The sequence below is a fragment of the Trichococcus palustris genome (genome assembly GCF_900114465.1).
Classification (GTDB): Bacteria; Bacillota; Bacilli; order Lactobacillales; family Aerococcaceae; genus Trichococcus; species Trichococcus palustris.
The window spans coordinates 31,065-45,662 of record NZ_FOTD01000012.1 but is presented as its reverse complement, the minus strand read 5'-3'; the positions used below and the strand labels follow the sequence as shown (position 1 = coordinate 45,662).

The following is a 14,598-nucleotide window of genomic DNA, read 5'->3' as shown; positions in this document are numbered from 1 at the left end:
GATATGTATTATTTCGATAACAGCGCAACAACCTTGAAAAAACCGGATGCCGTCGCCCAAGCCGTCTTCCATGCCATCGCAGACGGGCAATTGGGCAACCCCGCCAGAGGCAGCCATACCGCCTCATTGAATGCCTTGCGGTTGACCGAATCGGTCCGTAGCAAAACAGCGGACTTATTCGGTGCGTCAACTGTCGCCTTCACAGCCAACGCCACCGCGGCACTGAACATGGTCCTCAAAAGCCTGCTGACGCCGGAAGACCATATCATCACGACCGTCACTGAGCACAATTCCGTCCTGCGCCCCCTTTATCAGTTGGAAGAGCAAGGGGCCGAACTTTCCTTCGTGTCCATCGACGAACAAGGAAAGCTTAGCTACCCGGAATTTGCCGCGCTACTGCAGACCAATACCCGGGCGGTCGTAGTTAACCATGCCTCCAACGTCACCGGCAACGCCGTAGATTTGGAACGGATCGGCGATTTCTGCAGCAAAAACGATCTGCTGTTCATCGTCGACGCTTCCCAGAGCGCCGGCATATTGGACATCGCTATGCGGCGGCAACACATCGATGTCCTTTGCTTCACCGGCCACAAAGGCCTGTACGGCCCCCAAGGAACCGGCGGCATCTGCCTCGGGGAGAAACCGTTGGCTTTCAGGCCTGTCTTCACGGGCGGCAGCGGATTCCATTCCTTCGATAAAAAAATGCCCCTGGATTTCCCGGCCATCTTTGAAGCGGGAACCCAGAACGTCCATGGCCTGGCCGGTCTCGATGCGGGCATCGCCCACGTCCAACACATCGGCATAGCGGAAATCGGCAGCCGTTTGGACCAGCTGACCCGCAGGTTCTACGGAAAAATCAAGGATATCCCGGGCATCACGCTGTACGGTTGCTTCGATGAGAAGCATCGCCGCGCCCCGGTCGTTTCCCTCAATCTGGCGGACTGGTCTTCCGGCGATCTCAGCGATGCCCTTTTCATGGACTTCGACATCGCGGTCCGTCCGGGAGCCCATTGTGCGCCCTTGATCCACACAGCTTTCGGAACGGAGCGTCAAGGGATGGTGCGCTTCAGCTTTTCAACGTTCAACACGCTGGCCGAAATGGATTATGGCGCGGATGCATTGCGTCAGCTTGCCTTTATATAAAAAGCACCTCCTTGAACGGGTACGTTTTATCGTAACCATTCAAGGAGGTGCTTTTCGTTTTATATGCGTCTTTTGAATATGTTTTTATATGACTTACAATTCACCCGTCTTTTCCTGGTACGTTTGCAATTGATACATGTCATAATAAATGCCTTTTTTCTCAACCAATTCATCGTGGTTGCCTCGCTCGACAATTTCCCCGTTGCTCAAAACCAAAATTTGATCCGCATCTTTAATAGTCGACAAACGGTGGGCGATAATTAAAGACGTTCGATCTTTCCGCATGTTGGCTAAAGCTTTTTGGATTTTCTCTTCCGTTTCGGTGTCGATATTGGCTGTCGCTTCGTCAAGGATCAGAATTTTTGGGGAGCGCAGGATCGTTCTCGCAAAGCTGATCAACTGCCTTTCCCCTGCGGATAAGCTTGCGCCTCGTTCCACTACCTTCGAAGCATAGCCATTCTCCATTTCCGAGATGAAATCATCGGCATAGACAAATGCAGCAGCCTGCTTGATATCCGCCTCTGTATAGGCAGCATTGTGCATGCGAATATTATCCGCGATATTTCCATAGAATAAAAAACTGTCCTGTAAAACGAGCCCCATCTTCGTCCGGATTTCTTCGATCGAGATATCCTTCAAGGAATAACCATCAATGGTGATGTCTCCTTCATGATATTCATAAAAACGCATCAGGACGTTGATAATGGAGCTTTTTCCCGATCCCGTTTGACCGACCAACGCCACCGTCTCCCCTGGCTTCACTTCAAAGCTGATGTTGCGCAACACGGGTTTCTTGCCATCGTAGGAGAAATTGAGATTTTTTACGGAAATATGCCCTTCCGTAATGCTCCCCTCGATTTCGGGATTAGCTTGCGGCGCAAGTTCTTCGCTTTTCATCAATTCCTGAACCCTGTTTCCAGAAACAATGCCATCCTGCAAGGAACTCAGGCTATTCATCATCTGGCTGATGGGCTGGAAGAAGGAACGGGAATATGCTGTAAAAGCATACACCAGGCCGATGTCAACTGTATTCTGGCTCCAATCTTGATAGCCAAAAATAAGCAGCACCGCTACGAGAGCGACCGATTCAATGACATTGATTGCTGGCGCCAGCAACAAGGCGTTCATGCTATACATGGAACGACGAGCGGCCACATATTCTTGGTTGATGTCGCTGAACTCATCCATCAAGCGCACTTCTTGGTGATATTTCTGGATGATGCTCATGCCGCTGATGGATTCACTCAAGTTGGCGTTCAGCTGACCGAGTATTTTTCGCATGTGGCCATAGACAAGCGTACTTTTCTTTCGATAGATTCCAGCCATCCAAACAATGAAAGGCGCGAATAAAAAGAAGACAAGCCCCATCCGCCAATTCAGGACGAACATGGCAATCGTAATCGCAATGACATTGAATAAGCCATTAGAAATATTCAAAAAGACCGTCCAAAATTCTTTAATGGTCTCCGTGTCATTGGTTACCCTCGAAACCACAGTGCCAGCAGGCGTCTGATCAAAGTAGCGCATACCCAGGGAAACGACCTTCTCATACATTTGCTCCCGGATGTTCCCCACGGTTCTTTCTGATGCCGTATTGAAGAGAAAATCCTTCACGTATGAAAATCCCGCTTTGAGGATGGTCAGTACCGCATAAAAGATGACCACACGAATCGTAAGCGCTAGTGTGGCTGTTCCATTCGCTAAATCATCATCAATGTACCGCTGAATAACAATAGGCAAATAGGCGGCAATGGCTGAAGCGAATGCCAGAGACACAAAGGAAACGACGAAAAGGAATCGATAAGGTTTGGCAAAACGGAACATACTCAGTAGAATGTTCCAGGATTCTTTATATGAAAAAGCAGTTTGTTTTTTTGTGTCCACTATACTGCCTCCCCGTCTAATTTTTTCTCCAGTTGTTGCTTTTGATACATATCCGCATACCACCCGTTCATTGCTATTAACTGTTGGTGAGTACCGCGTTCCACGATGTTGCCTTTTTCCATTACAATGATTTCATCCGCGTGCATGATGGAACTGATGCGATGGGCAGAAATGATCGTAGTTTTATGGCGCCGCTCTTGTTTTAAGGACTCTAAGATTGCTTCTTCTGTCTGAGCATCCACGGCCGATAAGGAATCATCCAAAATGAGGCATTCCGGTCCTACCGCTAGAGCGCGCGCAATCGCAATGCGCTGTTTTTGGCCACCGGATAAAGAAACGCCTCGTTCGCCAACTTCCGTATCGTACCCTTCCGGAAAGCTCAGGATGTCCTCATGAACGTTGGCCAACTTCGCATATTTTTCTACTTCTTCTTGGGACAACTGCGGATTTCCAAAGCGGATATTCTCGCGGATCGTGGTTGAAAACAGAAAATTCTCTTGCGGAACGATCGCCATTCCTTCTTTGAGCGACTGCAAAGCATACTCTTTTATATCGATATCCCCGTATGAAATCCTTCCCTCATACTGATCATAGTCACGCAGCAACAGTTTATACAACGTGCTCTTCCCCGATCCGGTCCTGCCCACAACACCCAGCATTTTCCCTTCCTCTAAGTGGAAAGAGACATCCGTTAAAGTTGGTTGCGCAGCACCCGGATAAGTGAAGGATTGGATATCAAAAGTGATATCGCCATTGAGTGCTTGATGATAGGGAGATTCCACCTCCACAATCGCAGGTGTATAGGCTAGTAAAGCTTCTACCCGATCGTAAGCCGCACTTCCGCGTTCCAGCGTGTTAATAAGTCCGCCCACTGCCAATAATGGCCACTGCATCATGCCGATATAACTAATGAAGGCCACTAAATCGCCAATCGAAATACGCCCAATTTGAACGTAATTCCCACCAACCAATAAGGCAATCACATAAGTGGCCCCCATAATGATTTCTATACTTGGGTTTAAAGCCGCTTTTAATTTGTATACCCGTTGATTTTCGGCTACAACCTTTTGCGTGTTCTTTTTAAAAGCGGACAAATCCTCTTTTTCTTCGCCAAGTGTCTTCAGCACCTTCATGCCCGTTACACTTTCCTGAACGTGGTCGTTCATGGATGAGAAAGATTTTAGGGCACCCCGATAGCGGGAATGGATCTGTTTTCCTAAATAGGTGGAAACAATGATCAGAATAGGAAGGGGTAAAATGGCGAAGAGCGTCAGTTTCCAATCGATGAAAAAGAACATGGAAAAGAGGGTTATTCCGCCCAGTGAGATGGCGTCCGTTAAAGTCAAAACACCATCCGCGGCAACAAAGCGAATGGCGGCCAAGTCATTGGTGGCATGGGCCATCAAATCGCCTGTACGATATTTCTGAAAGAATTCTGAATCCATTCGCGTGAAAAAAGAAAACAGACGATTACGCAGGATGGACTCAATCAAGGTCGAGTTTCCGAACAAAGCCATCCGCCATCCGTATCGTAAAGCGTACATTGCCAGGGAAGAAATAAGTATCAGGGCAGTCCAAAAAAGCAAGGTCTGCCAGGTTAACGTTCCCGCTATAAAGCCGTCAATAATCGTCCCGATGATTTTAGGGTTAAGGACCTGCAGGATGGCACAAATGATCAACGCTAAAACACCAAACGTGTAGCTTTTCCAGCGCAACTTGAAAAACCAGGTATATTTTTTGAAACTATTAATCATGATTTCGCTCTCTTCTTTTTTTTTTTTTGAATTTATCGATAGGGATGAGTCTTAAGTCAATGAGTAGGGTCTGTCTCTAATTGAGTCAACCCTTTTTTGCTATTCTCAGATTTCTAAGCCAGGTTATTCAGGAATGTTCCATTCGAGAATTCCTGCATTCTCTGTTTTCGGTCGCCACCGGATCGGGGATCGCGGCGGCGGGGTATTTGGCGCAGATCCTGTCGGAAAAACCTTCCGAAAAGTCGGCGACGGTTTTTTTGATTGCTCCATCGCGATAATAACCTTCCGTCGAACCTTCGGCGGATTATTCTGTGGAGAACACTGTATTTTAACCCGCCGGAAAGCTTTCGGCGGGTTATGCCGATCGGAACTACACAATCCTCCATACCCAACAAAACGCAAGAATGGGGCTATCTCGATATGAGACAGCTCCCTCTCACACCGCACCTAAAGGCGGTCTTCATCACACTCATACGGGAGGGTTCGATAGACCCATTTCCTGAGTTTGGTCCGTATCCGTTTCGTACTCTATATTTTTTGCCCATTCCAGAATGGCTTCGGCCGTTTTGGTAGGCGATTCGTTGTGGAAATCCGCAACATACTCTTTTTTGTTGTAATTGTAGCGGGGGTCATAATAGCTCAGCAACAGATCTTCGATTACGGCCTCGAAATCATTTTGGAGAATACTGGCCTTGTAGCCCTCCACACGCTCGGCGTTCACGTACTGTTTCAGCCCATCGAGCGCTTGATTGATTTCCTCTTTGTTTCCATGCACATAATCCTGTTTCAACAGTCCGATGCGGTAATCCAGTGAAGCCTCGATTTTGATGTTCCTGCCTCTTCGCATCGCATCCACAAGTGCAGGGGGCAACACCACTTTGCCGATCCGTTTGCTTTCGCCTTCCGTGAAGACGATCAAAGGTTGCTGCCAGTTTTTGGCCGTATCCACCAGGAGACTTTCGAACATTTTTTGGCTATTGGGCTCTTTCCGCTCCAGACCGACGCTTCCCAATAGGGAGCCGCGGTGGTTGGCGCAGCCTTCCAGATCAAGGATGTTCGCTCCGCGTTCTTTCAGCTCGTGCAGGATGGCGGTCTTGCCGCTGCCGGTATTGCCGTACAGGGTGACGAACCGGACCTTTTCGAACAGCATCGGTACCTGTTTATTGATATGATTCCGGTAGCCTTTATAGCCGCCTTCCAACCGGTAGACATCCATCCCCAGAGACTTCAGCAAGGAAAAGATTGAGTTGCTGCGGAATCCGCCGCGGCTGCAAAAAATGACTACCCGATCGTATGCCTTAACATACCCCTGGTAGCGTGCGAACATTTCCGGCAGGCGGGGCGCGATGGCGTTGATGCCATACATTTTCGCCTCGTCGATCCGTCCCGAAACATAGAGGGTGCCGACTTCTTTCCGATCTTCATCATCCAGCACCGGTATGTTCACGGCTCCCGGAATGGTCGCTTTTGCGTATTCCTTTGGACTGCGGACATCCACGAATAGGATGGACTTATCCGCCTTGTCCTTTTCTAGCTCTTCATAAGTAACGATTGGTCTCAACTATTTCACCACTTTCTATTTTAACAGTATAGACCGTCGGCGAAGAGATTGCCACCCGCGAACGGATTTTTGCGCACTAAGCAATCATCCAGACTGCCGTTGCAACGCTGCGACTTTTTCCAGATATTTGTCCATATCGAACTTCCGTTTCAGGCCTTTGTCGTTCATATAGCGCACCATGCCGAAGATGGCCCGCTCTCCCCAAGGTCGGTCATTCTTGCCGAAGCACCAGGCCACCCCGGCATAGCCGTTGGGATCCCTGCCGTCCAGATTGTATTTATTGTTCAGCTGGATGGCCCGATTGAAGGCTTCTTCAGGGGTATTGCTCCATTCCAAAATTTTCTTCCCCCAGTACATCCGCATATATCCGTTCATCTTGCCGGTCAGCACCATCTCCGTTTGAGCGGCATTCCAATAGTCGTCATGTGTCCTGGAACGTTCCAGTTCCCCGCATGTATAGAGGTAATCCCGCTGGTCGGTCAAATGCTTATCAAGCGTTTTTTTTGCCCAATCCGGCATGGCTTCATAGGAATCATACTTTTCGTTATAGAAGGCAAAGTTCATGGCCAACTCCCGCCTGACGATCAATTCCTCCAAAAATACTTTTTTGCCTTCACCTTCCTCGGAAAGCAACCTGTCGTATATGTACAGCGGCGAAATTTGCCCAAAATGAAGGTACGGGCTCAACCCGGAAGTGTATTCTTCGCCTGGTTGGTTCTTCAGTTCGCTGTATCGGGCCAGTTTATTTTCGATAAAATCCTCCAGCATTGCCTTCGCTTGGCTTGTCCCGCCTTGGTAGAACGGCACCCGTTTCACCGTTCTGTCGATGTCGAGACCGGCGTTGGCTTTGTCGATGTCTTCAACCGCGTACGCCTCGAACGGCAGTTCCAGCTGGATGGACGGGTGTTTCACTGTCCGCTCGCTGAGTGGCAGGATGAATCTCTCGAGCTGTTTGTTGAGCTTCAATCTGAGCGTGTAGGCGGAGTACTCTTCTTTCGGGGAAGCAGCCTCCACCGGCACGATAACGTTAGTCTCAACCTGAATGACCGGGCATGCGGCCTTTTGCGCTAAGAATTCCCGCCACTGCCTTTCAACCCTCAGATAGCCCCTGTCGACAACCATCAGGGCCGCAAAGGAAGCTATTTCCAGTGCGCCTTTTTCCGGGGAAATGTGCCTGATCAGCATGCCGATTCCCCTCTTCGCCAATGCCGCATTGACTTCCTTCAAGCCCTCCAGCATAAAATAATAGTGCCGTTCGTTGGCTTCGGGAAAGCTGTCCGTAATGCCGAAATAGACGAGCAGCGGCTTTTCCAGCGCGTTGGCTTGGCTGATCGCATACTCAAGAGCATGGTTGTCCTCCGCTCTTTGGGAGCTCTGCATCCAATAGACAACGTAGGGTGCCTGCACAACCCCCTTGTCATTCAAACGTTTTATTCTTTCCTCTAAAATCATATAACCGGTCTCCTCATCTGTGGTCATTTAGCATAACGTACCCAAAATCACTGTCTGCATTATAACATTGGTCCGTTTTCTGGCCTAAAGATTGGCACAGTATTTGTCCCGCTTCAAATTTTTTGATTAAATAAACGCATATCCTTATAATGAAAGAATAAAGTAAGGGTTCTCATTCCGTTCCCCAGTGGCACTCTGAAATACAGTAAGCATTAGAAAGGAACCTAGTTATGGATTTTGAAAAGGAAAGATCACGTTTCTACAAGAAAGATGAAAATGGCGTATTGATAGCGGAAATCGACTATACCTTAGATGATGAGGGATACATCTGCATCACCAGCACCTTTGTCGATGATGATTACCGCGGCCAAGGGATTGCAGGGCAGCTCGTTGATGCAGTGGTGGAAATGGCCAGGGAAGAAAACAGAAAAATTGATCCGCTGTGCCCTTATGCCAAATCCGTATTCAAAAAAAATCCAGAACGGTATTCGGACGTAAAGAAATAGGCAAGGAAACAATTGCATTCAAAATAGAAGAGGGCCGCAAATCAGTTTCCATGATTTGCAGCCCTCTTCTATAGCTAAGGAAAGTATAATTTTTTTTGAGTGTAAAAGCGCATCACCGAAGGTTTTTAACAGGTTCTTTAATTGTTTAACGCCATCATATGATGTCCAGCGGTCCAAGCCTGCCTCTCGGAAATCAGACAAATCTGACCCATTGCGCAGTATGCTCATTTGCATGGTACTCTTAGGAATTCATTCCTTAGAGTACCAGTATAAGGTGACCGAAGAGAAAGTTGCAGGGCCAGATTTCCTAAATTGTCATGACTCTTGCGATTTTAATCGCTTAGAGGCATGATACACTTGACCGAATAGGTCACAGTGTTTCCTAATTCGAGGCAGGGCGGGCTTGGACCGCTTTTCTTACTTTCTTGATCAGCTTTTTTTGGCTTTATGCACCTTTAAAGTTTTCCCCTTGATCGTGCGGGTCTTCATGGCATCGATGACCGTCTGGCCTTTGCCGTTCAGAATCTCGATATAGGTGACATTTTCCTGGATGGTGATGATGCCGATATCATCCGCATTGATGCCCGGGATATTGGTGATCGTACCGACAAAGTCGACGGCGCGCAGTTTTTTCTTTTTCCCGCCGTTGAAATACAGCTTCATGATCCCTTGGTTCAGTTCCTTGCCTTTCGCCTTCTTCAGACGCGGACGCTCCTGCAGCTTCTTCTCGAAGTCAGCCTTTTGGCGTTGCACCAAGCGTTGGCTCGGGAGGCTTCCTTCCGTGATGTCCTGTCCGGCATAGTTCTTCACTTCCTGCCACCAGCTGGTTTCGCTCGGCGTCACCAACGTCAAGGCTATCCCCGTTTTCCCGGCTCTGCCGGTACGTCCGGTGCGGTGGACGAAGCTTTCTTTTTCCACCGGCACATCGTAGTTGATGACATGCGTCACATTTTCGATGTCAATCCCGCGGGCCGCAACATCCGTCGCAACCAGATAGCGGAACTTGCCTTGTCTGAAATCGTCCATGACGCCGAAACGGTCTTCCTGTATCATACCACCGTGGATTTTGTCCACCGGCAGACCGTTTTTATTCAGGAAGGTATAGAGACTGTTCACTGCTTCCTGCGTGTTGCAGAAGATGATGCAGCTGTCCGGATTTTCGACGGTGATCAGATCCAGCAGTTTTTCCATTTTGCTGTCTTGGTCAACCCGGATGAACGTCTGGACGATCTTCGGTTTTGACGTTTCCGTCATTTCAATCTTCACGGAAAGCTTGTCCGGCTTCATGTAGAAGGTCGCCAGTCGTTCAATTTTGGACGGCATCGTCGCCGAGAAAAGGAGCGTTTGGCGTTCTTTCGGCAAGAAATCGATGATTGCTTCGACTTGTTCGATGAAGCCCATATTCAACATCTCATCCGCTTCGTCCAACACCAAATAGCGTATCTTGTCGACCTTCATTGTCCCTTCCTGCAGATGTTCCAAGACGCGGCCCGGCGTACCGACCACGATATGGCTTTTTTGCTTCAGTTCCGATTTTTGGATAGCAAATTTTGCTTTGCCGTAGACCGCCGTCGCTTTGATCCGCTTCAGACGTCCGATGTTCATGATGTCTTCCTTGACCTGGGTCGCCAATTCACGGGTCGGAACCAGGATCAACGCTTGGGGTCTGTTCTCTTCCCAATCGATGTCCGCGCAGAGGGGAATGCCGTAACTGGCCGTTTTCCCGCTTCCGGTCTGTGACTGCACGATGATATCTTTGCCGGCCAATACTGCTGGGATGACTTCTTCCTGTACCTTCGTCGGATGCAGATAGCGCAACCCTTCCAATGCCTTCAGTATCTCGTCCTGTATGCCAAAATCTTCAAATTTATTTCTGTTCATATATACCTCTTTCGATCCACTTATTTTCTACAGTATAACAGGATTTCCGGCCGTATGTATTTTTCCGGCGTTTCTTCAGCAAATTCTCACAATTTCCGGCCGCCGTTCCCATCTTTTGATTGCGACTTCATCCGCTAATACACAACGACCGGTGTCCCGATTGGGAATGTGTTATACAGCGTTTCGACGGCGTAATAGGGTGTATTGACGCAGCCGTGCGAGCCGAGGGTTTGATAGAGTTCGCCTCCGTATCCGCTCGTTTGCCAAGGGGAATCATGCAGTCCGTATGAATTCCCTAAAAATGGAATCCAGTATTGGACCGGCGATTTATAATCCTCCCCAATCAAAACGGACGGGGATTCCTTGGATGGTTGGATATAGAACAGCCCTCTTGGCGTAGGCATGGACGGCCTTCCCGTGATGACGGGGGCCTCGACAATTTCATCGTTGCCTATGTAAGCCCAAACCGTCTGATAGCTCAGGCTGACGATGATATAGCTGCTCCCCACATAATATTGCGTTCCATAGTCCGTTTTGAAATAGCCATCCCGTACGTTCCAATCGGGACCGCTTGGAACGGCCGGAAGTTCCGGAAGCGCTGGAGCTGCCGCCGTTTCTGGGCTTTCGGGCGTTTCGGCGACCTCGGGTTCCGCTGCCTTTTCCGGGATTTTTTTCATGAAAGGTGTGGCCAGACTTCCCGGTGCAGCCCCGCCTTTCGGCACCAATTGGATTTGCAAGCCATCCAGGGCATAGCCGTAATCTTCCGTTCCGGCAACTGCCCCGTTCATCGCCCAATCCAGCCAGCCGATGTTCTGCACGTATACTTGATAATAGACATCATATTGCGTTGCCATTTCATCGGTCAAGGCTATCTCGATGGCTTCCAGGCCTTTGCCCGTCCCCGGCATGCCGGCTTGTCCGCCATCCTTCACCCAATCCAGCCAACCGTAATCCTGGACATCGGTGCGGTAGGTAATGGAACCGGAGTAGGGCTGCGAGGACAATTGCACGGTGAGCCCTTCCAATTGCTTGGTTTGCCCGGCCGTACCGCTGAGTTCCGCATTGAATACCGGATTTTGCCACCCCTCATTATGGAGGTAGCTTGCATAGGAAAGGAGCGGTTCGGTCCGCTTAACGAACCGATTTTCGGTCGCCCCGGCAACGGTAGCGCCTTTTTTGACCAGCAATACTTCAACGGCCTCCAAGCGGTAGCCGAATCCTTCCGTCCCTGCCGTTTCGCCGTTCAGGGACCAGTCCAGCCACCCGAATCTTTGCGCATAGGCGCGATAGTAGACATCATATTGTAAAGCCATTTCCCCGGTCAATTTCATTTCGATGGCTTCCAGCCGTCCCCCCACGCCTTCCGTTCCGCTAAGGGTTCCATTCGAGACAAACGGCGACCATCCTGCACCTTGCGCAAGCGTGCGATAGGAAATCGAACCGGCATAAGGCAAGTTCTTCAATTGGATCCGAATGCTTTCCATTTGCAGCTCCTGCCCGATTATCCCACCGATTGCGCCATTGCTCACCTCATTTTGCCAGCCGCGATTTTGCATGTATGTTTGATAGGAAACAACGGGCGCTGCGGCAGATGCATCGTCCCAGCTTACCGGCTCCGTCCTTGAGATCAGCTTTTCGAACGTTTTGATCGTATGCCTTACCTGTCTTCCCGCTTCGATGACTGCAGCCTCTGATCCTGAAGGAACAGCCCGACTCCTATCCTGCAATATTTCCGTTACGTTTATGCCAAACGCACTGTCACTGACGATTGGATTAGTGCCCGTCCCTTCAGAAGCAATTGCCCTTTCGGGCGCTAAACAAGCGAGGCCAAACAGTCCTGCTATGATGATTTGACGTATCTTTTTCATAAGAAACACCCTCCGTTGTGTAACCCCAATCGGATGCGACAACAAATAAAAAGTAACCGCTCTCTTTCTTTCATTATATCAAATAGCCACTTGCAATAACAATTTTCCGAATCCCTTGTATCACCCAGGAAACGCAAAAAACCAAAACGATTCCCATTTCCAGGGAATCGTTTTGGTTTTTGCGTTATCTTCTTCCTTCCATCGCTGGTCAGGAACGTTCAGGATCTGTTTTGGGAAGCCAACGCCAACGAAATTTGGAAATAGGTGTACGTTTCCCCCAAAGCCTCTTTGATCGGCTTCAAATAATTACCCTCTTGTTCCTCGGCCACGCTTAAGATAGTGTCCACCTGTTCCTGCGTCACAAAATCGGATAGCCGAATGTCATGGCTTTTGTTTCTTGCCATGTAGACAAAATGATTTTCGATGGTCATCTTGGACATGCCGCGAAGAGCGACGATTTCATCGAGCGAACGGCCTTCCTGGTAAAGGCGGTAGGTTTCGTCGTAGGTGGCGCCTGTACTCTGCCTTTTCGCCCTTGCAGGTGCACTGTCCGTACCCTCTGAATCCTTCAGTTGCTCTTCCCGCTCCCGTTTTTTCTGTTGCAACTCTTTTTTTGCCTCGGGAAATTCCTGCAGATAGTCCGCGACGAGTTCCATAAAGGGCTTCCCGTAACGCTCCAGCTTCGTCTCGCCGACACCGGAAACTTGCAGAAATTCCTCCGCGGTCGTCGGGAAAAGCCTGCCCATATCATGCAACGCCACATCCGAAAAGACGATGTAGGAGGGAATCCCGTGTTCGCTTGCCAATTCCATGCGCAATTGGCGCAAGCGGTCGAACAAGCCGGTATCGTAGAGCCCTTTGCCGGTCTGCTTCGCCGCCCTGTCGCCCGTTTCCTCCAAAGCATAGGACATGGCCACCTTCCCGCCTTCCTTCAGGACGCTCAGCGCCTTCTGCGTGACCTGGACGAGCGGATACTGATCGCCGACGACCTGCAGATACTCATCCGCAATCAGGACGCCGATCATCTCCCGCAAGGCCTGGTCGCTGTATTTGCTCATCTGCCCATACGTCTTCAGCTTGTCCAAGCCGTAGTCCGTGATGCCTTTCTGCTTGCTTCCCTGCAGAACCGAGATGATTTTTTGGATGCCGTAGCGCCCGCGCATCCGTACGACGCAGGAAAGGATTTTTTGGGCCTCTTCCGTGATGTCCTTCTGTTCCGCTTTGTTCAGACAGTTCGAACAATGCTGGCAGTCCTGAGTGGCGATGACCTCGCCGAAATACTCCTGGATGTAGGCCCGCAGGCATTGGTTCGTATAGCAATAGTTGATCATTTTGTTCAACTTGTTCGTCGCTTCTCCGTCGTTTGTCTTACTGTTCAATAATTTATTGATGATGATATCCTGCACCGAGAACAGCAGGATGACGCGCGATTCTTCGCCGTCACGCCCCGCCCGCCCTGCTTCCTGGTAATAGCTTTCGATATTTTTGGGCATATTGTAATGGTATACGGTCCGGACATTGCTTTTGTCGATCCCCATCCCGAAAGCATTCGTGGCGACCATGACCGGCTTGCGGTCATGCAGGAAGGCTTCTTGATTCGCTTGCCGCTCTGCTTCCGGCAAGCCGGCGTGATAGAGCGTTGCGGCGAAGCCTTTCTGCGCCAATTTCTTATGGACGGACTCGACGTTTTTGCGCGTGGAGCAGTAGATGATGCTTGAGTCGTTCGGATTCAAGTCGCTCAGCAAAAAGCGCATTTTATCCGCCGGTTTTTCCACGATGAATTCCAGATTACTGCGGTCGAAGCCCGTCACGATTTGGAAAGGCTGTTGCAGTCTCAGTTGGAACAGAATGTCCTCCTGCACCTCTTTTGTCGCCGTCGCAGTGAAGGCCGCCACAACCGGCCGTTTCCCCAACAGGTCATAAAGCCGCGCCACGCCTTGATAGGATGGCCGGAAATCGCTCCCCCATTGCGAAATGCAGTGGGCTTCATCGACCACCAGCAAGGGCACGTTTACTTGCCTGACCGCCGACAGGAAATATTCGTTCTCAATGCGCTCCGGCGCGATGTACAGCATTTTGATATTGCCGTAGCGGATATCGTCCATCAGCTGCAAAAGTTCTTGCCGATCCAGGGAACTGTTCAAATAGGCCGCGGCGATCCCCATATCCCGCAAGCTGTCCACCTGATCCTTCATCAAAGAAAGGAGCGGAGAAACGACAATCGTCATCCCATCCAGCAGCAACGCCGGAAGCTGATAACAGAGCGATTTCCCGCCGCTTGTCGGCATGATCCCCAGTACATCCTTGCCGTTCAGTATTTGGGTGATCAATGCTTCCTGTCCTTCCCGGAAGCTGTCATAGCCGAAATATTTTTTCAATGTCTTATGTAATTGTTCCCGAACTTCCACTTGTACACATCCCTATTTTTTTCATCTGTCTCTCTTCACGCACCTGTTGTATAAGCAGTATCCGCGAAAAAGGCCCCCTCATCTCACACTGTTTTCGTTTGTTCCGATGAAAGATTGTCGCCTCCCATCATATCACAGATG

9 protein-coding genes are annotated in these 14,598 nt (G+C 49.7%); 2 read left to right on the top strand and 7 right to left on the bottom strand.

The window, feature by feature from the left end; genetic code table 11:
• Window positions 1-3 precede the first annotated feature (3 nt).
• The gene (locus BM101_RS09010) at window positions 4-1,143 is read left to right on the top strand and encodes an aminotransferase class V-fold PLP-dependent enzyme (RefSeq protein ID WP_087032501.1); all 1,140 of its coding nucleotides are present in this window, start codon (window positions 4-6) and stop codon (window positions 1,141-1,143) included.
• Window positions 1,144-1,236: 93 nt separating this feature from the next.
• Here BM101_RS09010 and BM101_RS09005 read toward each other — a convergent pair whose 3' ends face one another.
• The 4 genes from BM101_RS09005 to BM101_RS08990 form a co-directional block, all read right to left on the bottom strand.
• On the bottom strand, window positions 1,237-3,027 hold the full coding sequence (locus tag BM101_RS09005; RefSeq protein WP_087032499.1) for an ABC transporter ATP-binding protein: 1,791 nt from the start codon (window positions 3,025-3,027) through the stop codon (window positions 1,237-1,239).
• Window positions 3,027-4,781, bottom strand: a complete 1,755-nt coding sequence (locus tag BM101_RS09000; protein ID WP_087032497.1) for an ABC transporter ATP-binding protein — start codon at window positions 4,779-4,781, stop codon at window positions 3,027-3,029. The genes BM101_RS09005 and BM101_RS09000 overlap by 1 nt, the downstream gene beginning before the upstream one ends.
• A 469-nt stretch (window positions 4,782-5,250) precedes the next feature.
• Entirely contained in the window at window positions 5,251-6,342 is a 1,092-nt protein-coding gene (mnmH, locus tag BM101_RS08995) for a tRNA 2-selenouridine(34) synthase MnmH (protein ID WP_087032495.1), read from the bottom strand.
• 84 nt (window positions 6,343-6,426) lie between these two features.
• Window positions 6,427-7,794, bottom strand: coding sequence for a deoxyribodipyrimidine photo-lyase (locus BM101_RS08990; protein ID WP_087032493.1), 1,368 nt, complete (start codon window positions 7,792-7,794; stop codon window positions 6,427-6,429).
• Window positions 7,795-8,024: 230 nt separating this feature from the next.
• On the opposite strand from BM101_RS08990, the gene BM101_RS08985 reads away from it, so the two are divergent.
• Window positions 8,025-8,300, top strand: a complete 276-nt coding sequence (locus tag BM101_RS08985; protein ID WP_087032492.1) for a GNAT family N-acetyltransferase — start codon at window positions 8,025-8,027, stop codon at window positions 8,298-8,300.
• Window positions 8,301-8,729: 429 nt separating this feature from the next.
• On the opposite strand, the gene BM101_RS08975 is transcribed toward BM101_RS08985, so the two are convergent.
• From BM101_RS08975 to recQ, 3 genes are all read right to left on the bottom strand, one after another.
• The gene (locus BM101_RS08975) at window positions 8,730-10,181 is read right to left on the bottom strand and encodes a DEAD/DEAH box helicase (protein ID WP_087032488.1); all 1,452 of its coding nucleotides are present in this window, start codon (window positions 10,179-10,181) and stop codon (window positions 8,730-8,732) included.
• Window positions 10,182-10,315: 134 nt separating this feature from the next.
• Entirely contained in the window at window positions 10,316-12,049 is a 1,734-nt protein-coding gene (locus BM101_RS08970) for a L,D-transpeptidase family protein (protein WP_087032486.1), read from the bottom strand.
• Window positions 12,050-12,267: 218 nt separating this feature from the next.
• Entirely contained in the window at window positions 12,268-14,457 is a 2,190-nt protein-coding gene (gene recQ / locus BM101_RS08965) for a DNA helicase RecQ (protein ID WP_087032484.1), read from the bottom strand.
• Window positions 14,458-14,598 lie beyond the last annotated feature (141 nt).

Coding starts and splice junctions, on each gene's coding strand:
- BM101_RS09010 (WP_087032501.1), top strand. CDS start 4: ATGTATTATTTCGATAACAGCGCAACAACCTTGAAAAAACCGGATGCC.
- BM101_RS09000 (WP_087032497.1), bottom strand. CDS start 4,781: ATGATTAATAGTTTCAAAAAATATACCTGGTTTTTCAAGTTGCGCTGG.
- BM101_RS08990 (WP_087032493.1), bottom strand. CDS start 7,794: ATGATTTTAGAGGAAAGAATAAAACGTTTGAATGACAAGGGGGTTGTG.
- BM101_RS08985 (WP_087032492.1), top strand. CDS start 8,025: ATGGATTTTGAAAAGGAAAGATCACGTTTCTACAAGAAAGATGAAAAT.
- BM101_RS08975 (WP_087032488.1), bottom strand. CDS start 10,181: ATGAACAGAAATAAATTTGAAGATTTTGGCATACAGGACGAGATACTG.
- BM101_RS08970 (WP_087032486.1), bottom strand. CDS start 12,049: ATGAAAAAGATACGTCAAATCATCATAGCAGGACTGTTTGGCCTCGCT.